The 26,280-nt window shown below is 52.7% G+C and carries 29 protein-coding genes and 4 pseudogenes; 25 read left to right on the top strand and 8 right to left on the bottom strand.

The window, feature by feature from the left end:
* Positions 1–157: 157 nt before the first annotated feature.
* The 20 genes and pseudogenes from DWZ82_RS10885 (at position 158) to DWZ82_RS10790 (ending at position 17,176) form a co-directional block, all read left to right on the top strand.
* A pseudogene (locus DWZ82_RS10885) lies at positions 158–4,612 on the top strand (SNF2-related protein).
* Entirely contained in the window at positions 4,609–4,941 is a 333-nt protein-coding gene (locus DWZ82_RS10880) for a plasmid mobilization protein (RefSeq protein ID WP_118480806.1), read from the top strand. Before DWZ82_RS10885 ends, DWZ82_RS10880 begins: the two are co-directional and overlap by 4 nt.
* Positions 4,942–5,111: 170 nt before the next feature.
* A complete protein-coding gene (locus DWZ82_RS10875; RefSeq protein WP_243022937.1) occupies positions 5,112–5,399 on the top strand; it encodes a hypothetical protein in 288 nt (95 codons plus the stop codon).
* 16 nt (positions 5,400–5,415) lie between these two features.
* Positions 5,416–6,887 (top strand): annotated as a pseudogene (locus DWZ82_RS10870) (relaxase/mobilization nuclease domain-containing protein).
* Positions 6,884–7,429, top strand: a complete 546-nt coding sequence (locus tag DWZ82_RS10865; RefSeq protein WP_243022936.1) for a MarR family transcriptional regulator — start codon at positions 6,884–6,886, stop codon at positions 7,427–7,429. The pseudogene DWZ82_RS10870 and the gene DWZ82_RS10865 overlap by 4 nt, the downstream one beginning before the upstream one ends.
* A 47-nt stretch (positions 7,430–7,476) precedes the next feature.
* The gene (locus tag DWZ82_RS10860) at positions 7,477–7,773 is read left to right on the top strand and encodes a hypothetical protein (protein WP_118480804.1); all 297 of its coding nucleotides are present in this window, start codon (positions 7,477–7,479) and stop codon (positions 7,771–7,773) included.
* A complete protein-coding gene (locus DWZ82_RS16100) occupies positions 7,709–8,224 on the top strand; it encodes a transposase (RefSeq protein ID WP_118480802.1) in 516 nt (171 codons plus the stop codon). The genes DWZ82_RS10860 and DWZ82_RS16100 overlap by 65 nt, the downstream gene beginning before the upstream one ends.
* 75 nt (positions 8,225–8,299) lie before the next feature.
* Positions 8,300–8,545, top strand: a complete 246-nt coding sequence (locus DWZ82_RS10850; RefSeq protein ID WP_158575207.1) for a transposase — start codon at positions 8,300–8,302, stop codon at positions 8,543–8,545.
* A 75-nt stretch (positions 8,546–8,620) separates the two neighbouring features.
* Positions 8,621–8,812, top strand: coding sequence for a hypothetical protein (locus DWZ82_RS10845; RefSeq protein ID WP_118480798.1), 192 nt, complete (start codon positions 8,621–8,623; stop codon positions 8,810–8,812).
* Positions 8,813–8,866: 54 nt separating this feature from the next.
* Positions 8,867–9,313 carry a hypothetical protein gene (locus DWZ82_RS10840; RefSeq protein WP_147356930.1) on the top strand — a complete coding sequence of 149 codons (447 nt, stop codon included), beginning with the start codon at positions 8,867–8,869 and terminating at the stop codon, positions 9,311–9,313.
* Between the two features lie 284 nt (positions 9,314–9,597).
* A complete protein-coding gene (locus tag DWZ82_RS10835; RefSeq protein WP_118480794.1) occupies positions 9,598–10,287 on the top strand; it encodes an antirestriction protein ArdA in 690 nt (229 codons plus the stop codon).
* Complete coding sequence (locus DWZ82_RS10830) at positions 10,284–10,796, top strand: DUF6329 domain-containing protein (protein ID WP_118480792.1); 513 nt, start codon at positions 10,284–10,286, stop codon at positions 10,794–10,796. Before DWZ82_RS10835 ends, DWZ82_RS10830 begins: the two co-directional genes overlap by 4 nt.
* Before the next feature lie 349 nt (positions 10,797–11,145).
* Positions 11,146–11,883 carry a hypothetical protein gene (locus DWZ82_RS10825; RefSeq protein ID WP_118480790.1) on the top strand — a complete coding sequence of 246 codons (738 nt, stop codon included), beginning with the start codon at positions 11,146–11,148 and terminating at the stop codon, positions 11,881–11,883.
* Positions 11,884–11,973: 90 nt separating this feature from the next.
* A complete protein-coding gene (locus tag DWZ82_RS10820) occupies positions 11,974–12,675 on the top strand; it encodes a response regulator transcription factor (protein ID WP_118361954.1) in 702 nt (233 codons plus the stop codon).
* Positions 12,672–13,892, top strand: coding sequence for a sensor histidine kinase (locus DWZ82_RS10815; protein ID WP_118480788.1), 1,221 nt, complete (start codon positions 12,672–12,674; stop codon positions 13,890–13,892). Before DWZ82_RS10820 ends, DWZ82_RS10815 begins: the two co-directional genes overlap by 4 nt.
* Before the next feature lie 132 nt (positions 13,893–14,024).
* Entirely contained in the window at positions 14,025–14,591 is a 567-nt protein-coding gene (locus DWZ82_RS10810) for a hypothetical protein (RefSeq protein ID WP_118480786.1), read from the top strand.
* Between the two features lie 86 nt (positions 14,592–14,677).
* On the top strand, positions 14,678–15,202 hold the full coding sequence (locus DWZ82_RS10805) for a YcxB family protein (RefSeq protein ID WP_158575205.1): 525 nt from the start codon (positions 14,678–14,680) through the stop codon (positions 15,200–15,202).
* Positions 15,199–15,963 (top strand): YwaF family protein, encoded by a 765-nt coding sequence (locus DWZ82_RS10800; protein ID WP_118480782.1) that lies wholly within the window; start codon positions 15,199–15,201, stop codon positions 15,961–15,963. The genes DWZ82_RS10805 and DWZ82_RS10800 overlap by 4 nt, the downstream gene beginning before the upstream one ends.
* Before the next feature lie 40 nt (positions 15,964–16,003).
* A complete protein-coding gene (locus DWZ82_RS10795; protein ID WP_243022935.1) occupies positions 16,004–16,405 on the top strand; it encodes a hypothetical protein in 402 nt (133 codons plus the stop codon).
* A gap of 168 nt (positions 16,406–16,573) precedes the next feature.
* Positions 16,574–17,176, top strand: coding sequence for a hypothetical protein (locus DWZ82_RS10790; RefSeq protein ID WP_118480780.1), 603 nt, complete (start codon positions 16,574–16,576; stop codon positions 17,174–17,176).
* A gap of 382 nt (positions 17,177–17,558) precedes the next feature.
* Here the strand turns inward: DWZ82_RS10790 and DWZ82_RS10785 are convergent, their stop codons facing one another.
* Together DWZ82_RS10785 and DWZ82_RS10780 are read right to left on the bottom strand one after the other, a co-directional pair.
* Positions 17,559–18,347, bottom strand: a complete 789-nt coding sequence (locus tag DWZ82_RS10785; RefSeq protein WP_118480777.1) for a CPBP family intramembrane glutamic endopeptidase — start codon at positions 18,345–18,347, stop codon at positions 17,559–17,561.
* Between the two features lie 421 nt (positions 18,348–18,768).
* Positions 18,769–19,464 (bottom strand): Crp/Fnr family transcriptional regulator, encoded by a 696-nt coding sequence (locus DWZ82_RS10780; RefSeq protein ID WP_118480775.1) that lies wholly within the window; start codon positions 19,462–19,464, stop codon positions 18,769–18,771.
* A 131-nt stretch (positions 19,465–19,595) separates the two neighbouring features.
* Between DWZ82_RS10780 and DWZ82_RS10775 the strand changes: the two are divergent.
* From DWZ82_RS10775 to DWZ82_RS10765, 4 genes and pseudogenes are all read left to right on the top strand, one after another.
* Positions 19,596–19,706: pseudogene (locus DWZ82_RS10775) on the top strand (4Fe-4S ferredoxin); the annotation flags it as partial.
* 78 nt (positions 19,707–19,784) lie between these two features.
* Positions 19,785–19,865, top strand: a pseudogene (locus tag DWZ82_RS16095) (rubredoxin); the annotation flags it as partial.
* Positions 19,866–19,943: 78 nt separating this feature from the next.
* A complete protein-coding gene (gene hcp / locus DWZ82_RS10770) occupies positions 19,944–21,542 on the top strand; it encodes a hydroxylamine reductase (protein WP_199667475.1) in 1,599 nt (532 codons plus the stop codon).
* A 309-nt stretch (positions 21,543–21,851) separates the two neighbouring features.
* Positions 21,852–22,769, top strand: coding sequence for a DUF4300 family protein (locus tag DWZ82_RS10765; RefSeq protein WP_243022934.1), 918 nt, complete (start codon positions 21,852–21,854; stop codon positions 22,767–22,769).
* Positions 22,770–23,093: 324 nt separating this feature from the next.
* Here DWZ82_RS10765 and DWZ82_RS10760 read toward each other — a convergent pair whose 3' ends face one another.
* The 5 genes from DWZ82_RS10760 to DWZ82_RS10740 all read right to left on the bottom strand — a co-directional run bounded on the left by DWZ82_RS10760 (position 23,094) and on the right by DWZ82_RS10740 (position 25,578).
* Positions 23,094–23,366 (bottom strand): hypothetical protein, encoded by a 273-nt coding sequence (locus tag DWZ82_RS10760; RefSeq protein WP_118480771.1) that lies wholly within the window; start codon positions 23,364–23,366, stop codon positions 23,094–23,096.
* 107 nt (positions 23,367–23,473) lie between these two features.
* The gene (gene trxB, locus DWZ82_RS10755) at positions 23,474–24,397 is read right to left on the bottom strand and encodes a thioredoxin-disulfide reductase (protein ID WP_118480769.1); all 924 of its coding nucleotides are present in this window, start codon (positions 24,395–24,397) and stop codon (positions 23,474–23,476) included.
* A 10-nt stretch (positions 24,398–24,407) separates the two neighbouring features.
* The gene (gene trxA, locus DWZ82_RS10750) at positions 24,408–24,728 is read right to left on the bottom strand and encodes a thioredoxin (RefSeq protein WP_118480767.1); all 321 of its coding nucleotides are present in this window, start codon (positions 24,726–24,728) and stop codon (positions 24,408–24,410) included.
* 11 nt (positions 24,729–24,739) lie between these two features.
* Positions 24,740–25,156, bottom strand: a complete 417-nt coding sequence (locus DWZ82_RS10745; RefSeq protein ID WP_118480765.1) for an RrF2 family transcriptional regulator — start codon at positions 25,154–25,156, stop codon at positions 24,740–24,742.
* Positions 25,157–25,158: 2 nt separating this feature from the next.
* On the bottom strand, positions 25,159–25,578 hold the full coding sequence (locus tag DWZ82_RS10740; RefSeq protein ID WP_118480763.1) for a rhodanese-like domain-containing protein: 420 nt from the start codon (positions 25,576–25,578) through the stop codon (positions 25,159–25,161).
* A 97-nt stretch (positions 25,579–25,675) separates the two neighbouring features.
* Here DWZ82_RS10740 and DWZ82_RS10735 point away from each other — a divergent pair, with 97 nt between their 5' ends.
* Entirely contained in the window at positions 25,676–26,134 is a 459-nt protein-coding gene (locus tag DWZ82_RS10735; protein WP_243022933.1) for an ATP-binding cassette domain-containing protein, read from the top strand.
* Between the two features lie 15 nt (positions 26,135–26,149).
* Here DWZ82_RS10735 and DWZ82_RS16090 read toward each other — a convergent pair whose 3' ends face one another.
* Entirely contained in the window at positions 26,150–26,278 is a 129-nt protein-coding gene (locus DWZ82_RS16090; protein WP_442861233.1) for a hypothetical protein, read from the bottom strand.
* Between the last annotated feature and the right edge of the window lie 2 nt (positions 26,279–26,280).

The following is a 26,280-nucleotide window of genomic DNA, read 5'->3' as shown; positions in this document are numbered from 1 at the left end:
ATATAAGGAACTGAAAGCAGCTCTCACGGAAGAAGAATATGCCGCAGCCAGGGCTTCGACTCTGAATGCGCATTACACCAGTCCTACCGTGATCCGCGCAATCTATGAAGCATTGGACGGCATAGGATTTGAAAAAGGCAACATTCTGGAACCGTCGATGGGTGTCGGCAACTTTTTTGGTATGCTGTCGGATTCCATGCTAGGAAGCAGAATGTATGGTGTGGAACTGGATTCCATTACCGGGCGCATTGCGCAGAAGCTGTATCCGCAGGCAGAAATCAAGGTGGCAGGTTTTGAGACCACCGACCGGCGTGATTTTTATGATCTGGCTGTGGGCAATGTGCCCTTTGGCAACTACCGTGTCAGTGATAAGCCCTATGATAAACTCGGTTTTTCTATCCACAACTATTTCTTTGCCAAGGCGTTGGATCAGGTTCGTCCCGGTGGCATCGTGGCCTTTGTTACCAGCCGCTATACGATGGATTCCAAGAATCCGGACGCGCGAAAGTATCTGGCGCAGCGGGCAGAACTGCTGGGAGCCATTCGACTTCCCAACAACGCATTCCGTGCCAATGCCGGTACAGATGTAGTGTCGGATATCATTTTTCTGCAAAGGAGAGACCATCCCATTGATATCGAACCGGACTGGGTACATCTGGGACTGACATCGGAGGGTATTGCCCTCAACAGCTACTTTGTTGACCACCCGGAAATGGTGCTAGGTGAGATTACAACGGAAAGCACCCAGTACGGCAAGGAAGAATGTACGGTCATTCCGATTCTGGATAGACCAGCTGCATGAGGCTGTGCAGCACATCGGCGGTCACTATGAAGCGCAGGAGCTGGCTCCGGAGGAAGAACTGTCCTTGCAGGGCGAAACCATTCCGGCAGACCCCAATGTAAAGAACTTCTCCTATGCGGTGGTGGATGGGGATGTCTACTTCCGTGAGAACAGCATCATGCGAAAGGCTGACCTTTCTGCGACAGCCACAGGCAGGATCAAGGGTATGGTGGAGCTTCGTACCATTGTGCAAGAACTGATCGACTACCAGCTGAACGACTATCCGGAGGAGGCGATTGCCCAGAAACAGCGGGAACTGAATGTAGCCTATGACCGATTCGCCGCTCAGTATGGGCTTATCAACTCGCGTGCAAATGCGCAGGCATTTTCAGAAGATTCGTCGTATTATCTGCTCTGCTCTCTGGAAAATGTAGATGAAAACGGCAGGCTGGAATCCAAGGCGGATATGTTCACCAAACGGACGATTCGACCGGAACGGGCTGTTACCAGCGTAGATACTCCAGCAGAGGCTCTGGCAATCTCTATCGGGGAGCGCGGCAGAGCGGATTTGCCCTATATGTCGGAACTTTTAGGTACACCGGGGGAATATGAAAAAATCCGGCAGGAACTGCATGGTGTCATTTTCAAAGACCCGATGTCGCAGGACAACGAGGAAAACGGCTGGGTGACGGCTGATGAATATTTGTCCGGCAATGTCCGGGAAAAGCTCCGCGTGGCAGAACTGGCTGCGGCTTCTGACCCTGCCTTTGCAGTGAACACAGAATATTTGAAGAAAGCACAGCCGAAAGACCTGGATGCCTCAGAGATTGATGTGCGCCTTGGTGCCACATGGGTAAGTAGGGATTATATCCAGCAGTTCATGGAAGAAACCTTTGAACCGCCGTTTTATCTGCGCCGGAACATCGAGGTGAAATTCTCTCCCATGACGGCGGAATGGCAGATCACCGGTAAGAGTACACCGAGCCGGAATGATGTCCATGCCTATATGACCTACGGCACCAGCCGAGCCAATGCCTATCGGATTCTGGAGGATACGCTGAATCTGCGGGATATTCGTATCTATGATACCGTGGAGGACGCGGACGCAAACAGGAGCGGGTTCTGAACAAAAAGGAGACCACTCTCGCCCAGCAGAAACAGCAGGCCATTAAGGATGCATTCCAGAACTGGGTGTGGAAAGATCCGTATCGCCGTGCGGAACTTGTGGAAAAGTATAACGAACTGTTCAACAGTACTCGTCCCCGTTAGTACGATGGTTCCCATATCCGCTTTGGCGGCATGAATCCGGAAATCCGGCTGCGGGAACACCAGCAGAATGCCATCGCTCATGTGCTGTACAGCGGCAATACGCTGCTGGCCCACGAAGTGGGTGCCGGCAAGACCTTCGAGATGGCAGCTTCCGCTATGGAGGCAAAACGGCTGGGACTGTGCCAGAAATCCATGTTTGTCGTTCCAAATCATCTGACCCTTCAGTGGGCAAACGAGTTCCTGCGCCTGTATCCGAGTGCGAAACTGCTGGTGGCAAGCAAAAAGGACTTTGAAACCGCCCGCAGAAAGAAGTTCTGCGCACGAATTGCAACTGGTGATTACGATGCGGTCATCATCGGCCATTCCCAGTTTGAGAAAATCCCGGTGTCCGTAGAACGCCAGGAGCGGATTTTGACTGCCCAGATTGATGAAATCGAAAACGCCATTGCTGAGATGAAATCCCAGAATGGCGAGCGTTTCTCCATCAAACAGATGGAAAAGACCCGGGAAGGATTGGAGGCGAGATTGGAAAAACTCCGGGCAACCGACCGAAAGGACGATGTGATTACCTTTGAGCAGCTGGGCGTAGACCGGCTGTTCGTAGACGAGGCACACGCATTTAAGAACTTGTTCCTCTACACAAAAATGCGCAATGTCGCAGGCTTGTCCACTTCGGAAGCGCAGAAATCTTCGGATATGTTTATGAAGTGCCAGTATATGGACGAGTTGACAGGCGGGCGCGGCATCATCTTTGCGACCGGCACGCCGGTCAGCAACAGTATGACGGAGCTGTACACAATGATGCGGTATCTCCAGTACGGCACGTTGCAGCAGAAAGGGCTGACCCATTTCGACAGCTGGGCTTCTACCTTTGGTGAGACCACAACGGCTATCGATCTGGCACCGGAAGGAACCGGATACCGGGCAAGAACGAGATTTGCAAAGTTCTTCAACCAGCCGGAGCTGATGAACATGTTCAAGGAAGTGGCGGATATCAAGACCTCCGATCAGCTGCATCTGCCGGTGCCGGAAGCAAAGTTTGAAACCGTAGTAGTGCAGCCTTCGGAGCATCAGCAGGCGATGGTGGCGGAGCTTTCAGAACGGGCGGCGGCTGTGCATTCCGGTGTGGTAGCCCCATCGGTCGATAACATGCTGAAAATCACATCGGATGGCAGAAAGCTGGGGCTGGATCAGCGGCTGATGAATCCGCTTCTGCCGGATGACCCTAACAGTAAGCTCAATGCCTGTGTGCGAAATGTGCTTCGGATTTATGAGGACGGACAGTCGGATAAGCTGACCCAGCTGCTGTTCTGCGACCTCAGCACACCGAAAAACGATGGAACCTTCAACGTGTATGAGGATATCCGCGCCAAACTCATCCAGTCCGGTGTGCCGGAAGAAGAAATCGCATTTATCCATGATGCGGATACCGAGGCAAAAAAGAAGGATTTGTTTGCCAAAGTCCGTACCGGGCAGGTGTGGGTGTTGTTAGGCTCGACACAGAAGATGGGCGCAGGCACGAACGTGCAGGATCGGCTGGTGGCCGTGCATCATCTGGATGTGGGTTGGCGGCCTGCGGACATGACTCAGCGAAATGGTCGAATCATCCGTCAGGGCAACCGCAACAAAGAAGTGCAGGTTTATCAGTATGTGACGGAAGGAACCTTTGATGCCTACCTCTATCAGACACTGGAGAATAAGCAGAAGTTTATCAGTCAGATCATGACCAGCAAATCTCCGGTACGTTCCTGTGACGATGTGGATGAGCAGGCACTTTCCTATGCGGAAATCAAGGCACTTTGTGCAGGAGACCCGCAGATCAAGGAGAAAATGGACTTGGATGTAGATGTTGCCAGACTAAAGGTGCTGAAAGCAGACCATCAGAGCCAGCAGTACCGATTGGAAGATAAGCTGATGAAATATTTCCCTGCGGAGATTGAGAAAACACGGGGGTTCATCAAAGGCTTTCAGTCGGATATCCGGGCGGTGGCGGCACATCCGCTGCCGGAAGAAGGGTTCTGCGGCATGGAAGTGAATGGCACACGCTTTACTGAAAAAGCCGAGGCCGGTGAAGCAATCCTCGCAGTCTGTAAAGCCAATCAGAGTTTGGAGCCGGTGCCGCTTGGCAGCTATCGTGGTTTCAAGATGGAGCTGACATTTGACAGCTTCCAGAAAGAGTATCAGGTGCTGCTAAAAGGCGAGATGACTCACCGGGTATCCATTGGCACCAGTGCTGCGGGCAATATCCTGCGTTTGGACAATGCCCTTGCCGGGATTCCTGCAAGGTTGGAAAAGGCGGAACAGCAGTTGGACAGTCTTAGGAGCCAGCAGGAAGCGGCACAGGCCGAGCTTGGAAAACCATTCCCCCAGGAGGCAGAACTGGCAGAAAAGAGCGCAAGACTGGCGGAACTGGATGCACTGCTGAATATGGATGACCGTGGAAAGGATGACCATGACCGTGAAAAAACAACGGGAAAGCCGTCTGTCCTGGCAGAGATGCGTGACCGTGCCGGTCGCATTCCGCCGATGACACATCGGGATGATGAGGAGGTGGCACTATGAGCGTTCGGGAACACTGGATCAATGTCAGAGTAAACCCGGAAGAGCTGGCGAGGATTCGGGAAAAGCAGAAGGAATTGGGTATTCAGAATACCGGTGCCTATATGCGAAAAATGGCGCTGGACGGATACTGCGTGAATCTTGATTTGTCGGATGTGGCGCAGGTATCTACCCTTCTTCGCCGATGTAGCAACAACCTGAACCAGTACGCAAAACGCGCCAATGAATCCGGAAGCATCTATGCGGAGGATATCCGGGATTTGCAGAAGCGGCTGAATGAACTCTGGGAGATGCAAAAGCTGATTCTGAAGAGGCTTTCGGCTATGCGCTGACGGCGCAAATGTGCGGGATTTCTACAGCACAGGGCACAGATGAAACAGTCTGTGCCGTTACATATTATTTGGTCTACCTGTTGACATCGTGGTGTTTGGCAAGCGGGTGCGGTAAAATATAGATGAAAAGAAAAACGAAGGGGTGAAATCCATGAAGATCGTGTGTTTTTTTGTTGAAGCTGGTGCTGAAAATCCTGTTGCTGCCGGTTGTGTTTCTGCTGCGATTTCTGTGCTTTATCTGGAATCTGTTGATGCAGCTATCCCTGTGGGTGCTTTCGCCGGTCATGCTGTTTGTTCTTGGCTGCGGCATCTATTCGGTGGTACGGGCGAACTGGACAGATGTGTTCCTGCTGACCCTGATTGAGATGGGACTTTTCGCAGCTGCGGTTGGTGCGGGCGGCATCATGGAACTGATAGAACGGCTGTGTGAGCGTGTAGAGGATGTTTTGACAATTTGAGGTTGGGTGGAGGAATATGAAAATGGCGGCTACAAGACTGATTGCGCTGCATATCAATAAAGGAAAGACGGTAGCGCAATGTCTGGCTGACCGTACTGATTATTCAGAGAATGCAGCCAAAACGGAAGATGGAAAATATATTAGTGCGTATGCCTGTGACGCAAAGACCTGTGATGAAGAATTCCTGCTTTCCAAACGGCAGTATGAGCATATCACGGGGAGAACGCAGACCCATGATGTGATTGCATATCAGATCCGGCAATCTTTTAAGCCGGGGGAAATCACGCCGGAGGAGGCAAACAAGGTTGGGTATGAGACGGCTATGCGATTCACAAAGGGAAAACACGCATTTATCGTGGCAACTCATGTTGATCGAGCGCACATTCATAACCACATTATTTTTAATTCGACTACATTGGACTGCACCAGAAAATTCCGCGATTTTCACTTATCCGGTCTTGCGCTGGCAAGGCTCAGTGATATCGTCTGCCTGGAACACCGGTTGTCGGTCATTATCCGGAAACCCTATGGAGAGCGGCAGAAGAGAACGGAATACCCGGAGAAAAATCGCAGCGGGATGAAATCTGCGAGGCCATTGATGCAGCATTGGCAAGAAACCCTAAAGACTTCCGGGAACTGATTGGGATTTTGCAGGAAGCAGGATACGAGTATAAAGACGGAAAACAGCCTGTCCCGCGAGGAAAAGGTCACGCCAGATTTGCTCGTTTCCGCTCTCTTGGCAAAGGATATTCGATTGAAGAACTCAACGAAGTGATTGCCGGGAATGCGGTTCACAAAAGCAAATTTGTTGAGAAAACCCGCACAAGCGCACGGTCTGCACAGGTGCATAAGAAGGCGGAGCTGTCGTTCCTTATTGATGTCCGTGCCAAAATGCAGGCGGGCAAAGGCGCAGGATATGCGCGCTGGGCGAAAGTCTTTAATCTGAAGCAGATGGCGAAAGCTATGATGTTCATGGAGGAGCATGGAATCAAGAGCTATGCAGAGCTGAAAGAAAAGGCAGATGGAATTTCTGAAAAATGCGCTGCGCTGCTGGAATCTGTAAAGGCAGATGAGGCACGGATGTCGGAAGTGTCGGTGCTGCGGAAACATCTAATCAATTATGCCAAGACAAAAGATGTTTTTGCTGCGTATAAGGCATCCGGCTACAATCGAGAGTTCTATGAAGCCCATCGGGATACGCTGGCCTTGCGCAACGCAGCGAAAAAGGCATTTGATGCCTATAAGAAAGAGAACGGCTCTGAAAAAAAGCTCCCGCGCATTAGCGAGCTGAACGCAGAGTATGCAATGCTTCTGGAACGAAAGAAAAGCTCCTATACAGAGTACCAAAAGACCAAATCGGAAATGCAGGATTGGCTTGTGGCGCAGAAGATTGTGCAGGAAATCCTGAAAGAGGACGAACAGAAGAAAGAACAGCTGCATGAGCAGGAAGTGCGGCAGGAAGAAGAAAATAAAGAGAATAGTAGATGATAGAATGTCCGGTGCAGCGCGGAAAAATACCACGGGAAGAAATACTTCCATCGGCGCAGATGCTTCTACTGCATTTCATTTATGGCGGCGCACAGGCACTATCTACAAGTCAAGCTGCGAAGGACTTGGAACTGACACCTACTTCTATATCAAGGGCATCGAGACAACTTGAAGAAATGGGATTGCTGCATATCGGGAAAGTCGGTGTGCAGAGAATCCTGCAATCTGAGGATTCTCCGAAAACACTGTTCCCAAAAGCAGGAGATAAGTTACTGAACCCAATAAAACGAACAGTTTATATTCCGAAAAAATACGTGGGAACAGATTTGCGGGAAAGCGGATATTCGACATTGGAAGAGTATTCCATGCTGAACGCACCGAATGTCGGATGTTATGCGGCAGAAAGAATCTCTCAATGGAAAGATGTTATGACCAATAGCTTGCAGAATTCGCAGGTGCAAGTGGCCGTAGAGGTGTGGAGATACAATCCAAGAAAATTGTCCACACGAAATACTGTAGACGAGCTTTCTTTGGCTCGGTAGAGTATATTTTCCGCTGGGTATTAAAGGCAGCTGCGGACGAGGGATATTTGGACACAGAAGCCATATTTGTAGACGGTACGCACATAAAGGCAAGTGCAAATATGAAAAAGCAGGCCCGCAAAGCTGTACCCAAAGAAGCAAAGCGCTATGCACACGAATTGTTTGATGAGATAGACAAGGACAGAGAAGCGCACGGAAAGAAGCCCTTCGACGAAAACAACAACGGGAATGATTCTGGCAGTGGAGATAACTCCGGTGAATCGGAAATGGTAGAAAAGACTGTTTCTACTACAGATCCGGAATGCGGCGTATTCGGGCGAACACAAGAAAGTCTTTGCTTATGAAGCGCACACCGCTTGTGACAAGCACAACTTTATTTTAGGTGTACATGTTACGCCAGGAAATATTCACGACAGCGTAGCATTTGATTCTCTGTATGATGATATCTGCCAGCACTACCCCGAACACAAAATCGTTGCAGCCGACAGCGCCTACAAAAACCCTTGGATCTGCAAAAGAATCTTTGAAAGTGGCAGAGTCCTGACTTCTGCCTATACACGCCCCAAAACCAAAGACGGCAACCATCCTTGGTATATGTATGTTTACGATGAATACTTTGACGATGTGATTTGTCCGGAATACAAGGCGCTGCATTATTCTACCACGAACCGCGATGGCTACCGCGAATATAAAAGCCGCTCTTATCTGTGTGCAGACTGCCCAACAAAAGCGATGTGTACACAAAATGCCAAGTGCGAAAAAACGTTACAAGGCATATCTGGCAGCGTTTTGTAGATATGGATGAGGATGTACGACACACACCTTTGTACAGAGATATCTACAAGCTAAGACAACAAAAAAATTGAGCGTGTGCTTGCCGATGCAAAAGAAAAGCACGGTATGCGCTATACGCAGTACAGAGGCTTGGCTCAGGTTGCCAACTGGGTGAAGCTTAAATTTGCTGCCATGAATTTGAAAAAACTGGCCACTTGGAAATGGAAACGGAAAAATCCTTCTCCAGGGAAGAAGCAGAGAAGGATTTTGGCGGCCGATTATTTTTCTTGGCTGCTATTTTCCCTTTTCAAACGAAAAAGCCTGCCTTGGCGTGATTGCTAAGACAGACTTTTTCTACAGGCTGAGGCCGGAGAAGACCTCTCCGGCCTTATTTTTTACAACAGGAGGATCGTTCACATGGACACCCAAAACACAAGCCGTCAGCTCCGCTACCTTGAAGAAGTCCGTATTTCTCTGCACCGTGCTGGTTTTGGAACCCTGCCGGTGGAGGGGGAGCAGTTGCCCGTCCTTTGGAACGGCACACCCCTCTGCCGCATTACCGGCAAGGGCAGCGTGTTCTATCGGCGAGAGGATGTAGACACGCCCTAGGCAGAGGATGCCCTATATCGCGTCGAGGACATCGCCGCGAAGACGCTGGAGTATATGACTGCTATGGAAGCCGCCCCGCAGCTCAAAGCCAGCGGACTGGATGGAGACTACCGCATCCTCGCTGACTTTGGCGGCACGGTGCTGGCGGGTACTCCAAGCAAATACGGCGTTCAATTCGTCACATGGGATTGGGACTATGACCGCACGGGCGTGGTACACGGGCACTACTTCATGGAGAACTACGATGCTGCCAAGCAGGACTTCGCCACACGCTCTGGGCTTATCCCAAAGGAACAGCTTTTCACCACAGAGCAGATGATCGAGATTTATCGCTGCTGTGCCGACTCCATGGACAGCGATTTTTTTGAACTCACTGAAGCGCAGGAAGATTTGATTTGTAGCATCCAGCAACAGATTGAGATATGCGTGCCAGATCTGGGCGAGCGCGTCCGGAGACAAGAGAAAGCGCTGGAACACTCCTCGCAGGAGCAGACAATGTAATACGACATGGCAGCGGCTGGAGTTTTAGTAATAAGACTCCGGCCACTTTTTATATTGGAGGAAATGAAATGCCACAGATCAACCGAAAAAGCTCATTGGGCCATTGGTATGCCCCAGTCTTTGCTCCAGATTATCCCCGCGATCCGCCGGAGATTCACGCTTGCACACTTTTTGAGCGATGCACCGGCTGCCCCTATCCAGGGCATGGCTTCATCTGTTGGCAGAGTGAAGATACCTGCCTGCGGACCAGAATGAACAAAATCACGGATCGGAGGAAAACAAAAATGATGATTCAAGTGGTTCTCAGTAATCCCAGCCACCCGGAATACGGCGTGGTGACCCTCCCGTTCTCCATCCCCCGCGACCAGTACGCGCACTGCATGGAGCTGCTGGCGGCGTTGGAGATTGGCGACGCGCTCAAGACGGACTGCAAGGTGGAGAAGATCGACAGCTTCTACGCTGTCCTCAAGCGCGCAGAGATGCTCACGGTCAATGTGGAGGAGCTGAATTACCTCGCCAAGCGGCTGGAGGATAGCCAGCTCCCCAATGAGGTGGATGTCCTTCTCGATATGGAGTACGAAACTTTCTCCGACCTCAATGAACTGGCAGAGGCAACGGATGGGTTATCAAAAGCAGATGTGGGAAAGTTGGGCGCTGTGGTCATGCTGGCAGAGCCAAAGTCCGCGGCACAGATCAAAAACCTTGCAGAACACCTCGACCTCTTTGACTTCGCCTCCGGTGCGCATACGCCGCAGGAGTACGGCAAGTATATGATCCGGCAGTCCGGTCGCTTTGACTATGACGAAAACCTGGATGATTTTTATGACTATGAAAAGTGCGGCACGGAGCGCATAAACGCGGAGGACGGGATGTTCACCGACCGGGGTTACATCGCCTATAAGGGTTGTTACAGTATGGAGGAAGTGATGAACAGTGGTCAGAGCAGCCGCATGGAGATGGGAGGGATGATGTGATCATTCAAGCAGAACTGAAGTGTAAGCAGACAGGATGCGAGGCAGAATCCTGTGCCGTGGATAAGGTCATCGAGCTGCCAAGCCCGCGGTTCAGGCAGTTCAGCCGCGCACTGCTGGCTGACTATGATTTCATCGCAGAGAACAAAAACGCTGTCCAGCGTGATGAGGACGCCAGGCACTGCCTGCTCATCTTCGACGCGGAGGGAACGGACGGTTTCCTTATTGACCCGCAGGGGCACAACTACGCTCGGTACAGTGCCTTTATTCCCAACGTCCGCAGCTTGCTGACGCCGGATATGGCAATCGACCGCAGCTATCTTTCGCCGGCAGAGCCTTGGCGGGATGAAAATCGGGATGAAATGCTCCGCATGACGCTGCGTGTCGAGGGAAAGCCCGATTACACCCTCGTCCTCCCCGCTGACGAGGAATATCTCGATGCTGTGAGGGCTTACCTTGATATTGATGTTTTCGCGGATGCCATGCTCTGTGATATTCACTTTAAGGTATAATAAAAACAGCTATAACTGGGAGTTCAAGCTGGATCGAGGAGGGGTTCAATATGACCCCACCAGAACCTCCCACTCTATCGGAGGATTAAGACAGAGAAAGAACAAGCATGGAGCAGAAACTCATGTTTTTGTGCTTGCGGGGGCGGGCAAATTCAGCACCATAATGGATTGAAACGAACACCCATCGGTCGGCTACCGGGTGGGTGTTCATTGTATAACACAGGCGCTGTGACGAATTTGTGACACTTTCCCCGCACTTTCGCGGGAGAATTTCAATGCAGCTTCTGGTATGATACAGACAAGGTTGATACACAACCACAAATACTTCAAAAAAGGAGCGTAACATACCATGAAAAAGAAAACGATTTGGAGATTTGCACTGGCACTGGCGTTGGTGGTATCGACTGTCGGCACGGCAACTTCCGCCTTTGCCGCCACATCCGTACCAATGGAGCCTGTTACTAAAATTGCTACCGAGAACGAGGACGCCATCTGGGAGCAGATTGAGGCAGTGGAAGAGAAGAGCGACGCCATCTTCCAGAGAAACGCAGCGCTATGGGAAAAGCTGGACGAAATCTGCAACGCCCTGCCTGACGACTATGACTTCACAGATTTTGACGAGGCGGCGTTTATCCGCAGCACCAATGCCCTGACCGAAGCGGAGAAGGAAACGCTTCTGGCAGACATCAAGGAGCTGAACGAGCTGGACGCCCAAATGGAGGCGCTGTATGAGAAGCTGCCCGACTGCGACAATATGCCGCTCTACGAGAAGGCACTGGAAAAAGCCGACCCCAAGGTACTGGATGAGATCGACACCCTGGAGCAGGAGTATGACCGCGTCTGCGAAAAGCACGCCGACCTGTGGGACAAGGTAGATGAAGCGTACTTCAATCTGCCGGACGACTACGACTTCGACAACTACGATGAGGCCGCTTTCATCCGCAGTTTGACCTTCCTGACCGATACGGAAAAGGACGCGCTGATCGCCGACTACAACCGTCTTGCGGAGATCGACAGCCGGCTGTGCAAGCTGTACGATTCCATCTGGGGCAACACCGGCTGCGAAAGCGGCATCTGCCCCTTTTGACAGAAAGACGATATTCTGATAGTATAAAATCAACATCATGCCGATGCTGCGCCTACGCGCAGCATTTGGCGCTGCTTTCAAGGAGGACGCATGGGACATTCCATCTATTTGGCGGACGATGAAAAGAGCATCCGGGAGCTGCTCCATAGCTTCCTCGCAAGCGACGGATATACCGTGCGCTCCTTTGAAAGCGGCGACGCGCTGCTGGAGGCGTTTCGTCAGGAGCCTGCGGAGCTTGTAATACTGGACATTATGATGCCCGGCACGGACGGACTTACCGTGTGCCGGGAGCTACGCTCGGTTTCCGATATCCCCATTATCCTGCTTACGGCCAAGGACAGCGAGCTGGACTATGTCATGGGCATCAGCCAGGGCAGCGACGATTACCTCACCAAGCCCTTCCGCCCCACCATACTGCTCATGAAGGTGAGAGCCCTGCTGCGCCGGGTGGAGATGGACAGGGGGAAAACAGCGGCGGCAGTAGATGAATTGCGCTATGGGGATCTCCGCTATTCCGCTACGGAAAATGCTGTCTTTTGCGGAAGCACGATCGTGGCACTGACCCAGACCGAGCTGCGGCTGCTCAGCTATATGATGAAGCAGCCGGAAAAGGCCTATTCCCGCGAGGAGCTGCTCAGCGCGGTGTGGGGCTTTGATTCGGAGGTGGAGACCCGTGTGACCGACGAAACCCTGCGCCGTATCCGAAAAAAGCTGACGCAATCGGGCAGCACCGTCAGCGTGAGCACCATATGGGGCTTTGGTTATAAGCTGAAGGGAGCGGAGCGCACGTGAAAAACATCAAACTGCGGATCGTGTATCTGATCCTTTGCTCGGCTCTGCTGCTCTTTGCACTGTTCATGCTGGCGGTGAACCTCATCATACCTGCACACTTTGTGCGTGAGGCAAAAAAGGCGCTCATCAGCGAGGCACAGTACCAGAACCGCACCATCCCCTATACCGACGATGGATCCTTTTTTGACGATGAATGGAATGACACGGAGGAGCACTTCCTTACGCCAAGCATCGTATTTTTAGAGCTGGATAATGCCAATCAATCAAGCGGTTGGAACAGGGACGCATATCGTCTGGAGAAAAAACTGCTGGAATACTGTAAGGGGCGGGATCTATCGCTCAACCAATGCTATACCTTCAAAACGGACAAGCATCACCTGATATTCATGTCCGTGCAGGAGGAGCAGGACGATTGGGAAAAGCCGTACGCCTATATCATGTACATAGACATCGGGCCCATCACCCGCTATATCGTGACGCTGAACTGGGCGTTCTTTGCGGTGCTGCTGGCGATCTCCTCCGTCATGTGCCTGCTGGGGTTCCGGTTTGGCAGGGATATTGAGAAGGAGGCGGAGCGGCAGCAGACCTTCTTCCAGAATGCCTCCCACGAGCTGAAAACGCCGCTGATGGCGATACAGGGCTATGCGGAGGGCATACAGGCGGGCGTGATGGACACAGGCAGCGCGGCGGAGGTGATCCTGGAGGAGAGCGACCGCATGACGGAGCTGGTGGAGGAGCTCCTGGACATCTCGAAAATCGATATGGGGCGGCAGCAGCTTGCCCTTTCCGAGATGGATATCCGGGAGCTGCTCTACGACAGCATACGCGCCGTGGAATCGGCAGTCGCTGCCAGCGGCATTACCATCGCGCCGGACTTCTCTGAAGAACCCATCATGGTCAAATGCGATGACACGCAGATGCGCAGGGCGGTCACGAATATCCTGACCAACGGATTGCGATATGCCCGCAGCGAGCTGCGCCTGACCTGCCGCGCAGACAGGCGGCAGGTGACGATACGCATACAGGACGATGGGGACGGCATCGCCGAAGCGGACCTGCCGCACATCTTCGACCGCTTCTATATGGGGCGGAGCGGAAAATCCGGCATCGGCCTTGCGCTGACCCGGGAGATCATCCACCTGCACAAGGGAACCATCCGCGCCCGCAACGGGGACACCGGTGCCGTTTTCGAGATCTCCATTCCGGTGAGCAGATAAGAAGATCACCGCGCCGCCTTTGAGCGTCCCTCTTGTAAAAAGGACGGGCCTGGAAAGAATCTTTGCTGGTGCCGGGCGGAGAGTTTCCCGTGATTTCCTCTTGTGCCCACATTGTCAGAATGGAGTACATCTATGGACTGCAAAGCAAAAAAATATCTGCATATTTATGACTGGAACTACTGGTGGGGCTATTACCGCTGCTGTAAGGACTGGGAACCTTTCCATGCGGCGGAGTTTTCTCTTTCCGAGGACGAGGCAGGAAAGGCGCCCTTTTTCCACTTTGATTTCCATAACCTCTCTGCACTTCACCAGACCATTCTGGACGGTGAGTTTGTGGAGCCGGATAATCCGGATCATCCGCACTTTCTGGAGCAGGCAAGGCGGCTCAGAAGCGGTGAACAGGACTGGTTCGTCGGGGCGCTGTACTATCCGCTTTTTTCACCGGAGATGCATTTCTGCAACGCCTCCGTCCGGAGCGGCGTCCCGCTGACACAGCTGCTTTCCCCGTCTGTACCGCCCTATTACGGGGTGATCTTTCTCCGGGAGGAGCGCCCCCTCACTCCGGAGGTGCTGACGCATTGGGCGGAGACTCTGTCCCAGCCCCTGTTCGGCCAGCCGTTTTCCTGCACGCTTGCACAAGTTCCCAGCCGGCAGGAGGCGATGGAGCAGTTTGAGAATGAGATGCGGCTGATGCGATGAACGAGCGTCCCGCCGCGATGTCCGGCGGCAGATGCAAGGCCCCCAACGCCCTGCGGCTGCAGAATTACTTACAACGGAGAAGATGTATGACATTTGAAATTCACAGCGACATCACAAATCGATCTATGACCATAGCCGCCCGCGCGATGCGCAGGGTGCTGCGGCGAAAGAGAAGCATTGTTTGGACCATCTTCGGCTGGAGCGTCTTTGTATTCAACGCATTGCTGCTGATCCCATTCGATGGAGAGCCTTTTGCGCTTGATGTCAGGACGGTGACTTCCCTGCTGACAGAGGTGATGCTGCTGTCCGTTCTGCTGTTTCAGGACCGATTCAATGGCATGATCGCCCGCAAAAACGCGCTGGCGGGCACAAAGGAATATCATGTCGCATTCGGTGAGGATTCCTATACCGTTGTTACGGCGGTCACCACCTCCACGTTCCACTATGAGCTGATCGACGCACTGGCTGAGTCGCAGGACTACATCATCCTTCTGATGAAGAAACGCTATGCGCAGCCTCTGGACAAGCGTACTCTTACCGGCGGGACGGTGGAGGAATTCAAACGATTTCTTGAAGAGAAGACCGGAAAGACGTTCCGGCGTGTGAAATGAACGAATTTTCTATTACGCCCTTTCGCGGGCCGCATTTGCTTCTGCTTTTGCTTACGGCAACGGCGGTGCTGCTCATATTCTTGCTGCTGCGCGGAAAACCGGAAGCACGGCGCTCCCGGTATCTGATCGGCGTTTGCTTTTTTAATCTCGCGCTGTTTGCCGGCTACAAGCTCTCGCTGTCCATGGACGCAGCGTATATCCGTGCGTACTATCCCAATGGCTTCAGCATTTTCAATGAGCTGCCGCTGCACCTGTGCAACATCAATCTGTTTCTGATCCCGCTGGGCGTGTGGAAGAGAAATCGCTCGATCATGGGCTTTTCCTTCTTTGTAGCGCCCCTTGGCGCACTGATGGCGCTGCTCTTCCCGGAGCCTCTGTTCTCCGGCTTTTCGCTGTTAATGCCGCGAATTTTCGGCTACTATGTGACCCACGCAATCCTTGTTGTCTGCGGCCTGAGTCTGGCGACGCTGGGCTTTTACCGCCCCGACCCCAAGGATATCCCGCGGATCCTCAAGACCTTTGGTTTGCTTGCCGTAGGCGCGCACCTTATCAATCTCCTTTTACGCCTCACGCTCTGCCCAGAGGCGAACTACTTCTTCACCTACGGCGCGGAGATCGGTGTGCTCAAGCTGTTTTGGCGTATCATCCCGGCGCCGCTGCTTTACGGGCTGCCGGCACCGCTGATTCTTGCAGGCTATATGTACGCAGTCTGTGCGTTGTCCCGCCTGACGCAAAGGGCGGAAGAAGTGCCTTTTTCATAGATTGGATAAGTTCCGCAGCAAAAAACAGGAGGATAAGACATTGCTGGATAGAAATGTAAGAGAAATCGGAATCGCTCTGTGCTTATTGACTCTCTTTATCTTCCTGTCCGGGTGCGGTTCATTGAAGGATGACACTCTTCTGACCGTCAATGCAGTGATCACGGAAGTTGATACAGGAGAGCAAACCATAACGGTAAAAGACGATGCCGATGAAAACACTTTAGGCGAAGAATGTCTGATAGACTGTTCGTCTACTCCGATGGTCTATTGCGACTTTGCCACGCAGAAGGTTACAAGGATTTCTTTTGAGGAATTGCAGGTCAATGATAAGGTTATTGTGAGTATCAGAAGCTCGGAAATGGAGAGCTTCCGAAGCGGCGGCGGGGAAAATACAATCAAGGTCGAACAATTGCAGTTGTATACGCAAAGAGCTGCTGGATGAGCCTCTGCTGTCCACTACTGTATTTGGGCTTCGAGATCGAACCGGAGAGCATGAAGTGGGTCATCCAGCACACCAACGCTAACATAGTCGAAACGGATTTCTTCGAGACCTGCAGCACCTCTTATGCCAATAGCATGGTACTGTGGATAATCTTGTGAGGATACGCATATGAGCAATCAAAATAAACAGCTGTATATCGTAATCAGCCAGACCGGAACACTTCTGTCCCGGATCCTTAAACAAATCACCGGCGCAGAATATAACCACGCCTCCATCAGCCTGTCCAGAGATTTAGAGAGGATGTACTCTTTTGGCCGCAGGCATCCCTATAATCCGTTTTGGGGCGGCTTCGTGATAGAGTCTCCCCGTACCGGTACCTTCAAGCGTTTTTCCGAAACCAAGGTGTTGGTTCTGAGCGTGAGTGTCACAGAAGAACAACACGCAGAGCTCAAAGAAATGCTCGATGTGATGTGGAAGCGGAGGAGGAAGTACAGTTACAACTATATTGGCTTATGTCTGGCATACTTCCATGTTGTCTGGAAGCAGGAGGACTGCTATTATTGCTCAGAGTTTGTCGGAGAGCTTCTCACAAAAAGTCGGGTTGACGGCATGGAACAGCTACGTTCCTCTATCATACAGCCGATGCAGTTCCTTAGAGTGCCGCACACACTGCTCTACTGCGGAAAACTTCGCGAATATGTGAGCAACACCTGTTCCGAGGGCATATGTGAAGATGCAACGAACCGCACAGTGCATAGGCGACTGCCGTAACAGCAGATAAGGGAGCGCGTGGTCGAGTATCTGCAAAGGTGTGGTTTTGATCCGCCGACGTGGCTTCTGCTTTTTGCCGTCATAATGGATATTCGTCCTGGATATGTTGACCACAGGGGGTGTGTTCCTCATACACAAGCCCTGTGGTCATTGAATATCTTTGTAGGCTTGGGGACGGTCGTTTCAACCGTGTGTACCCGCTTCCTTGGCCGGCGACCATGGAACTGGACCAGATTCCTGTGGAAATACCTGGACAGATAAGATGGGCTGCCGTGGCTTTGGCGTTGCTTACTGTGCCCCGGTTCCTGTTTCCATGATAAAAAAACAGCGGCACAGAGAGTTGCTCTGTGCCGCTGTATGCTTTATACATTGTATAAAAACCTTACATGCTATCTGCTCTTTTGTCCTGTCTGAGTGAGCGGTAGACGACATACCCTGCCGGAGCAATCATAATCAGAATAAAAATGCTGATCAGTTCATTCACTTCGGATGGCGCAAAGCCCTGCAGCATAGTAATGAGGTTGTTTGCGAAATGCACGAGGATGGGAAACAGCAGGTTCTTTTTCTTCTCGTAAAGGATTCCTGCGGCAATACCCATGAAGGTGGCATAGGCAGCCTGCACGATATTCAGGTGATAAACGCCGAAGAGTACAGATGATATTAGAATCGCGGCCCAAACGGGGATGAATTTCCGCATGGAGCGAAGTACAATGCCGCGGAATAGAATTTCTTCTACAACAGGTGCAGCAATCACTGCAATCATAAATGTTCCAAATGCATTTCCGCCGGCAATATTTTCAGCACCGGCGTTTATTGCCTCAACGCTTTTCTGCAGCGAGGGAAGCTGTTCTGCCAGCATGATCCAAAGACCGGAGATCCCGCAAATGCCAAATCCCACGACCAGACTGCCGAGCACATCTTTAAAATTTGTCGCTGTGCGCGGTTCGCTTATATCTTTCCTCCAAAGCAGTTTATAGAGCGTAAAGAATACGAGGATAAGAACAGCGTAGATCAAAATCTCGCCCCAATATGAGTGTTTCATAAATTGCTGCGGGGGGATATGAAAAATATCCAAAACGAGCCTTTCCACAAGGAAATATAATAGATTGGATAGCAAAAAATGTAGTGCGATTGCAAGAATGGGAATAGCGAGATATCTTTTTTTCATCATACGGTCAATTTTTTCTCCTGTCTGTATTTTTGAGGGGACTGCAGCAGTATAACAGATTTAACTTAAAGTCTTCGTTAAGGGGTGAAGCCGCAACCTTTCGGAAGCGGCATCGCAAAAGGACACTGTTCATCTTCCCTGTCGAACCTTTTGATCTTCCTCTAAAAGATGTTTTCCTCATAGTTGGTGACATGCTGAATTTGGCATTAGGCTCCTTGTGTTCTGCAAAGCTTTTGAAGTTCAAACAGAAAATACCCACAGCCAAAGCGGCTGTGGGTATGATCAAATCAGATTGTACGAGCTGACGCGACCTTGTCAATCTCTGCAGGTTCGTAGTTGCGCTCTCCTTCTGTAAAAGCCCAACATTCTGCCCGGTGTATCCGCACTTTCCAATACGCCCAAAGGGGGCTTGAAGGGGAGATTCTTAACGCGCAGAAGGAGGAAGGCCGTCCGTCTCTGGCGCCTGGAGAAGAAAGTGGCTTTTATGAAAGTCAAGCAGGCCCTCATCCCGCATTTTTCCAAGCTCCAGCGACAGTCCACTGCGCTCCACGCCGAGATAATCCGCAAGCTGCTGGCGGGAGAATGGAATGTCGAATTCATAGCCACCCCGGCGCTGCGCCTCGGCGGAAAAATAGGACATCAGCTTTGCCCGCGTTGTGCGCTGGCCCATGTGGGTGAGCTTTTCGTTGAGCCGCAGGTTCTTCTCTGCCAGTTCGCCCAGCAGGTTGCGGATGATCCGGCTGTGGTGGGAGCAGGCGGAGGGGCACACGCTCAAAACGCGTCTTATATGCAGAAACATCACCGTCACCGCGCTCTCCGCCTCCACGCTCACGTTCAGCACCGCCCTCGGCGCGCAGGCGAACACCTCCGCGAAGGTCTGCCCCGGCCCGGTCTTGGAGAGGATGTTGCGGTTTCCCCAGATATCCTCCTGCACGATGAGGGCGCTGCCTGCCAGCACAAGCCCCACTTCATCCACCGCGTCTCCGGCGCGGAGCAGGCGGGAGCCTTTGGGGAAGGTGTCGATCCTCGCCCCAAGGCAGGAGAGCATGGCGGCAAGCTCATCGTCGGAAATGCCGGAGAAAAGCGCCGCGGTGTGGAGTACCGGAAAAAATTCTTTCATAAAAATCCTCTTTCGTTGAAAATTCAACCGACTTGTTGCCTTTAGTATAGTACAATGAGCGCAGAAAAGCAACAGGAGGACCGAACATGAAGCGACGGATCATTGAAATCGATCAGGAGAAGTGCAACGGCTGCTGCGGCGGGCTGGAACTGGCGGCGAAAAAGGCGCTCCAGCAGAGCGGAAAATTCATTCCGTGGCAGGTGGTCACCGTAACAGTGGACGGCCGGCTGGTGGAAGAATAACAAAATCATTAGAAAAAGGAAGGAAGAAGCACAATGAAGTATATATGCAGTCTTTGCGGTTGATAATATGACGAGAGCGCAGGTTATCCAGAGGGCGGCATCGCCCCCGGAACGCCCTGGAGCGAGGTGCCGGAGGATTTTGTGTGCCACCTGTGCAATGTGGGAAGGAGTTCTTCGAGGAGGCGTGAGCTTCTGATAAAAGGACATAATTTGAACCGAAATAGGAGGAAAACGATAATGGATCATAAAATGTTTTGCTTTCAGTGCGAGCAGACAGCGGGTTGTACCGGCTGTACCGGTAAGGCTGGTGTCTGCGGCAAGACCGCCGATGTAGCGGAACTTCAGGACGAGCTGACGGGCGCGCTCATTGGGCTGGCAAGAGCCACGGACGGCGATACACCGGTCAATGCCGATACATGGCGGCTGATGATCGAGGGACTGTTCACCACCGTCACTAATGTGAACTTCAACGAAAAGACCATTCGCGAGTTGATCGAACAGGTGCACGCGGAAAGGGAACGACTGGCACCAAACTGCTCTGGCTGCGGCTCTCGCTGTGGGCGGAATGATGATTATGATATGAATTTGCTCTGGAACGCGCAGGAGGATATTCGCAGCCTCAAATCTCTGATCCTTTTCGGCGTGCGTGGCATGGCGGCCTACGCCCATCACGCCATGGTACTGGGCTATACCGATGAGGAAGTGAACCGCTTTTTCGCCAAGGCACTCTTTGCTGTAGGCGAGGACTGGGGCATGGATGCGCTGCTGCCCATCGTCATGGAGGTGGGCGAGAAAAACCTCAAGTGTATGGCGTTGCTGGATAAGGCCAACACCGAAAGCTACGGTACACCCGCGCCTGCCACTGTCCCGCTGACGGTGGAGAAGGGGCCGTTCATCGTCATCACAGGCCACGACCTCCACGACCTGAAGCTGCTGCTGGAGCAGACCGAGGGTAAAGGCATCAACATCTACACCCATGGCGAAATGCTGCCTGCCCACGGCTATCCTGAACTGAAAAAATATGCCCATCTCAAGGGCAACTTCGGCACGGCGTGGCAGAATCAGCAAAGAGAATTTGCCGACATCCCTGCACCGGTGCTGTTTACCACCAACTGCCTGATGCCGCCGAAGGCAAGCTACGCCGACCGCGTGTTCACCACAGCGGTGGTATCCTACCCGGAAATGACGCATATCGGCGAGGATAAGGACTTCACCCCTGTCATCGAAAAGGCATTGGAGCTTGGCGGCTACAACGAGGACAAGCCGTTCACCGGCATCAACGGCGGCGGCACGGTCATGACCGGCTTCGGACACGGCGCGGTGCTTGGTGTGGCAGATCAGGTGATCGATGCGGTAAAGAGCGGCGCTATCCGACACTTTTTCCTGGTCGGCGGCTGTGACGGAGCCCGTCCCGGACGGAACTACTACACTGAGTTTGTCAAGCAGACGCCCGCCGACACTGTGGTGCTGACGCTGGCCTGCGGCAAATTCCGCTTCAATGACCTTGATCTCGGAACCATTGGCGGCCTGCCTCGACTCATGGATGTAGGCCAGTGCAACGACGCTTACGGTGCTGTCAAAATCGCGCTGGCCTTGGCGGATGCCTTTGGCTGCGGGGTCAACGACCTGCCTCTGTCTCTGGTGCTTTCGTGGTATGAGCAGAAGGCAGTGTGTATCCTGCTGACGCTGCTGTATCTGGGGATCAAGAATATTCGCCTTGGCCCCACGCTGCCGGCGTTCGTTTCGCCCAATGTGCTGAACTACCTTGTAGAGAATTTCGGCATTGCTCCCATCACCACCCCGGAAGAGGATCTGAAGGTGCTGCTGAAGCGCTGACAAACCGTAATGCGGCTGCGGAGAGGAACATCTCCGCAGCCGCACTTTATTGAAAGCAATCATTGAAGGCATGGCATTTATCCTCGCCACTCATGATTGTCTGTTTACTTTTTTGTTCTTTGCTTCGATACTCCTACACACCGCCTGCACCAGATAATGCTTCTCATGGCAGAACACCTGGAGATGTGAGGAAAGTTGCTTGCTGCAAAAGCCGCAACACTTTGTATATCTTAACATAGGTTTTATGATCCGGTGCTATAATAACCTTAGCAAATCGAGCAATCGCCAAAGAAAGGACAGATTAGAACTATGAGATCACGATGGAAAATCACTTTTATTATATGTGTTGTGCTTATTGCCGCCGTACTTGCAGGCTGCGGCGCAGCCGAGCAGCGTCCGGCATTGGAAAAAATTGAATACACGAACCTGAACGACAGTGGTTCGAGGGAACTTTTGAAGGAGCTGCTCTCCGACACAGGCGTGCCGGACGGGCGTATTCAGAGCTTTTTCCGCCGTGTGGACCGCTTTAATGACAGCGTGAAGCAGGAATGGCTTACGGATGGCTTTGAGGAAGCGGAGCTGCTGTATACGAAATATGACCCTTACGCAATGCAGGACGAATGGACGGCGAAGAACGGAACGTTTCCGGGCTATAACTGCCGGATTACCGCCATGAACCTGTTTGGGGACTTCCTCTCCGTGAGCGCAGACTCTCAAATCAATGCTGGTGAAGATGTGCTGTTTGCGGACGAGGAAGCGCTGAAAACAGATCCCGATGCGCTGGGCGGAAGCAGCCTTGCAGATTTCCGCGCACTGTATTCCTCCATGAAGGCGGAGGATACCACGGAGATCAAGCGTCATGTGCAAACCGTACAAGAGGAATGGGCTTCCCGCGGCGTTGCCTTTCGGGAGAATGAAAGAATCCGTCTCATCACGGTATTCTTCCACGATAAGCCGACCGAGGAGGAATCTCTGCTGTTTGTCGGGCATGTTGGCGTTCTTTTGACGGCAGAGGACGGGACGCTGTACTTTGTAGAAAAGGTTGCCTTTCAGGAGCCGTACCGGATGCTGCGCTTTGCCGACCGAACGGCACTGAGTGATTATCTTATGGGAAAATATGACACCTCGTGGGGACAGGATACGGCGACTCCCTTTATCATGGAGAATGACAAGCTCATGGACGGCTGGCGTCCAAACCCGGATAACAGAAGCTCCGCGCACGGCTAAGGACTGCGTATTGCTGCTAAACTATGCATGAAGTCTTTAGAGGAATCATGCCGGAACGCTTATTTCTCTCTTTTCTGGAATCTGCTTAACTATTTCAGGATATTCTTATTACAAATCTTGCTGAATAAGGCGTAAAGCTATGAAAAAGGAGTGCCCATTGGGGCACTCCTTTGCTCTGTTGGAACAGTGCGAAGCTGTCATTTTAAGTCTGCTTCTTTATCATAAAGCATTGGCATTCAGTTTTTTAAATTCCACATAGGCTACGGCAAAGGCACAGACCTGCCGTGTGCAGCCGGGGATGGTATCCTTGAGATAGAAATGTGGTTATTTTTCTCGAAAGAGCGAAACAGAGTTTAATAGAATGGATATCCCTACACACACCCACAGAGCCTTGCTCATGGTTGGCATGATATCCATCAAGCCTCCCCAATCTTCATTTAGCACACGCATCGCTCCGTCTGAATAAAACGAACATACGGTCAATGCAGTGAACGATAGGGCTGCGAATCTAAACCATTTTTCATTCTTGTTTTTAAAAGAGTAAATCAGATTGAATCCTGTAAAAATGATCGCAGAAATTCCGAAAAACAGCCACATATATATGATCTCCTTAATCTAACATGCCCTGCGCTCTTTTGAGGAAAGGCTCACAATCGTATCGCTTACGGACAGGAACTGCCGTTGAGAGGATCGTTTGCAGCCCTTTACCGATTCTCCGCCAGATATTCCTCCGCGTAGTGGACGGCTACCGCGCCGTCCGATACGGCGGTGACCACCTGCCGCAGCGCCTTGGTACGCACGTCGCCCACGGCGAACACGCCGGGAAGATTCGTGCGGGTGGATTCGTCTGCCACGATATAGCCGGACTTGTCCAGCACCAGCTCGCTTCGGAACAGCTCCGTGGCCGGGGCGCGTCCCACGCTGATGAACACGCCGTCACAGGCAAGGTCACGTTCTGCGCCGGTGTTGACGTCTTTTAGCCGAAGCCCCGTCAAGCGGCTTTCGTGCAGCAGTGCGGAAACGGTGCTGTTCCAGCGGAATTCCACGTTGGGCGCGTTCATCAGCGGCTCATGATAGACCTTCGTCGCCCGCAGGCTGTCGCGGCGGTGGATGAGATAGACCTTCTTTGCAATACGGGACAGGGCGAGAGCGTCCGCCGCGGCGGAGTTGCCGCCGCCCACCACCGCCACGGTCTTGCCCCGATAGGGCGCGCCGTCACAGGCGGCGCAGTAGTGGACGCCCTTGCCGATGAGCGTATCCTCGCCGGGAACGCCCAGGGGACGGGGCGACGCGCCGGTGGCGATGACCACCGTGCGGCCCTGAAAGACGCCCTCGCTGGTTTCCAGCGTCTTGATCTCCCCGGAAAGGCTGGCCTTGTACACCTCCGCCAGCTCCGTCACCGCACCGAAGCGCTCCGCGCTCTGCTGCATTTTTTCGCCCAGCGTAAAGCCGTCGATGCCGTCCTCAAAGCCGGGATAGTTGTCGATCTGCTCCGTCAGCGCCATCTGCCCGCCGGCAGAGAGCTTTTCCAGCACCAGCGTGGAAAGTCCGGCACGGGCGGCATACAGGGCGGCGGTGTAACCGGCGGGGCCGCCGCCGATGACGATCATATCATAGATCTGCTCCATAATCGTGTCCTCACTGCGCCAGCGTTTCCTTGATGAATGCCTCGATGGCCGCCTTGGAGGCGGGAGCAACAACAGAGCCGAGAACCTCGCCGTCCTTGAAGAGCAGCAGCGTGGGGATGGTGTCGATGCCGAAGCGCTCGATGAGCTGCGGCTCCTCGTCGTAGTTGATCTTGCCGGAGATAAGCGTGTCGGCATACTGCTCACCCACCTTGTCAAAGGCTGGAGCAATGCGGCGGCAGTAGGGGCACCACTGCGCCCAGAAATCCACCAGCACGGGCTTGTCCGCGCGGAGAACGTCGTTTTCAAAGCTGTTGGTCGTAATGGTAAGCATCGTATATCCTCCTATTTCTGTGTAAAAAGCTGTGTTTCAATATCTGTGATCGTAATGTGCGAGAGATAGGCGGCGCATTCCTCGTTCATGTTCCGATACAGCGTGTCCATGACGCCCGCCATGCCGGAGCAGATGGCGCAGTCCCGGTCGATGTCGCCGCTGTGCCACGCACAGTCCACAAAGCGGGTATTTACCGCCTCCGCCACTTGCCGCAGAGTCAGGCTCGCAGGATCGGCCGTCAGGCGGTAGCCGCCATCCAGGCCCTCCCGGGTCTCCACCATTCCTGCCTTTTTCAGCCCCGCCAGCACCCGGCGGACGCGAGTGGGGTTGGTGCAGATGTTCTCCGCCAGCGCTTCGCTGCTGAGAGAGCGTCCGCTGTGGCTCAGGCAGACCAGCGCGTGGACTGCCAGATTAAAGGAGCTGTTCACAATTATCCCTCCTTCACAAGCTCGTAGGGCCAGTCGATGACGCCTCCGAAGTCGTAGACACTCTGATACCCAAGCGCCAGCAGCTTTTGGGCGGCATCCTTGCTGCGGCGGCCGCTGCGGCAGTAGATCAGCAGCGTTGCCTCCTTATCGGGCAGCGCCTCGGGCATTTCGCTCCCGATGCTTTCGTTGGGGACAAGGACAGCGTTTTCAATATGTCCGCCGTCGTATTCCTCCCGGGTGCGAACGTCCACCACCACGACCTCCTGTGAGGCCATCATCTCATAGGCTTCCTCGGCGCTGATTTTATGATACGCCGCCTTCTCTGCCACGTCCTCCGTATCCTTTTTTGTTTTGGACAGCGTGCAGCCAGCCAGCAGTGCCAGCGAGGCGGTAAGTGCCGCAAAAAGCAATATCTGACGCATAGATTCACCTCCGAAATAACTGTGTCTGTTTTGATAACAGTTTATACTGTAACTATATCAGACACAGTTTGAACTGTCAAGAGTTACTCGCAAAAAAATGACAAAACATATCCTGATAGACGGGAAAAAAGCAAGATCGGCAGTCCGGTGCAGGGAAATCTATTACTGCGGCAACGACATGTCAACGCAGTTTTTTATGGCAAGCGTGGCGGAGGAGCTGCTGCTGAATACCAGATTGACGGAAGAAAACAAAGACCGTACCAGACATTTGCTGAAAGAATTTGGGCTTTACGAGTACAGGGATGCGCACCCGTCAACCCTGTCTGGCGGGCAGAAGCAGCGCCTTGCCATCGCCTGCGCCATTTTTTCTGGCCGCAGGATATTGATTCTTGATGAGCCCACCAGCGGCCTCGACGGGCAGAATATGCGCCTCATCACGGAAAGGCTGAAAAGCGAAGCGCGGAACGGCAGAACCATTCTTGTGATCACCCACGACAGGGAACTGATTGAGAGCTGCTGCGATAATGTTGTGGAGGTTGAAAAACGATCGCCATGAATCAGCCGAGGACTGTTATGTGATATCCGCGCCGGAGGGATCGCTTTCTGTCCTTGCCGGCAGCTCGACCGCGATGGTCGTGCCCTTGTCCGAGCTTTCCTCCACCCAAATGGAGCCGCCGTGGAGATCGGCGATCTCCCACACCA

The sequence above is a fragment of the Butyricicoccus sp. AF35-5AC genome (genome assembly GCF_003477715.1).
GTDB classification, from domain to species: Bacteria; Bacillota; Clostridia; order Oscillospirales; family Butyricicoccaceae; genus Agathobaculum; species Agathobaculum butyriciproducens.
Note: the sequence above shows the minus strand (reverse complement) of the source record. Positions and strands in the feature narration are given on the sequence as shown.

Excerpts from the sequence above, each read along its gene's own strand:
- trxA (WP_118480767.1), bottom strand. The coding sequence starts at position 24,728 with ATGCTTACCATTACGACCAACAGCTTTGAAAACGACGTTCTCCGCGCG.
- DWZ82_RS10810 (WP_118480786.1), top strand. The coding sequence starts at position 14,025 with ATGGACTGCAAAGCAAAAAAATATCTGCATATTTATGACTGGAACTAC.
- DWZ82_RS10835 (WP_118480794.1), top strand. The coding sequence starts at position 9,598 with ATGATGATTCAAGTGGTTCTCAGTAATCCCAGCCACCCGGAATACGGC.
- DWZ82_RS10780 (WP_118480775.1), bottom strand. The coding sequence starts at position 19,464 with ATGAAAGAATTTTTTCCGGTACTCCACACCGCGGCGCTTTTCTCCGGC.
- DWZ82_RS10765 (WP_243022934.1), top strand. The coding sequence starts at position 21,852 with ATGAGATCACGATGGAAAATCACTTTTATTATATGTGTTGTGCTTATT.
- DWZ82_RS10740 (WP_118480763.1), bottom strand. The coding sequence starts at position 25,578 with ATGCGTCAGATATTGCTTTTTGCGGCACTTACCGCCTCGCTGGCACTG.
- DWZ82_RS10865 (WP_243022936.1), top strand. The coding sequence starts at position 6,884 with ATGATAGAATGTCCGGTGCAGCGCGGAAAAATACCACGGGAAGAAATA.
- DWZ82_RS10760 (WP_118480771.1), bottom strand. The coding sequence starts at position 23,366 with ATGTGGCTGTTTTTCGGAATTTCTGCGATCATTTTTACAGGATTCAAT.
- DWZ82_RS10820 (WP_118361954.1), top strand. The coding sequence starts at position 11,974 with ATGGGACATTCCATCTATTTGGCGGACGATGAAAAGAGCATCCGGGAG.
- DWZ82_RS10735 (WP_243022933.1), top strand. The coding sequence starts at position 25,676 with ATGACAAAACATATCCTGATAGACGGGAAAAAAGCAAGATCGGCAGTC.
- DWZ82_RS10825 (WP_118480790.1), top strand. The coding sequence starts at position 11,146 with ATGAAAAAGAAAACGATTTGGAGATTTGCACTGGCACTGGCGTTGGTG.
- DWZ82_RS10845 (WP_118480798.1), top strand. The coding sequence starts at position 8,621 with ATGGACACCCAAAACACAAGCCGTCAGCTCCGCTACCTTGAAGAAGTC.
- DWZ82_RS10840 (WP_147356930.1), top strand. The coding sequence starts at position 8,867 with ATGACTGCTATGGAAGCCGCCCCGCAGCTCAAAGCCAGCGGACTGGAT.
- DWZ82_RS10800 (WP_118480782.1), top strand. The coding sequence starts at position 15,199 with ATGAACGAATTTTCTATTACGCCCTTTCGCGGGCCGCATTTGCTTCTG.
- trxB (WP_118480769.1), bottom strand. The coding sequence starts at position 24,397 with ATGGAGCAGATCTATGATATGATCGTCATCGGCGGCGGCCCCGCCGGT.
- DWZ82_RS10805 (WP_158575205.1), top strand. The coding sequence starts at position 14,678 with ATGACATTTGAAATTCACAGCGACATCACAAATCGATCTATGACCATA.
- DWZ82_RS10785 (WP_118480777.1), bottom strand. The coding sequence starts at position 18,347 with ATGATGAAAAAAAGATATCTCGCTATTCCCATTCTTGCAATCGCACTA.
- DWZ82_RS10790 (WP_118480780.1), top strand. The coding sequence starts at position 16,574 with ATGAGCAATCAAAATAAACAGCTGTATATCGTAATCAGCCAGACCGGA.
- DWZ82_RS10880 (WP_118480806.1), top strand. The coding sequence starts at position 4,609 with ATGAGCGTTCGGGAACACTGGATCAATGTCAGAGTAAACCCGGAAGAG.
- hcp (WP_199667475.1), top strand. The coding sequence starts at position 19,944 with ATGGATCATAAAATGTTTTGCTTTCAGTGCGAGCAGACAGCGGGTTGT.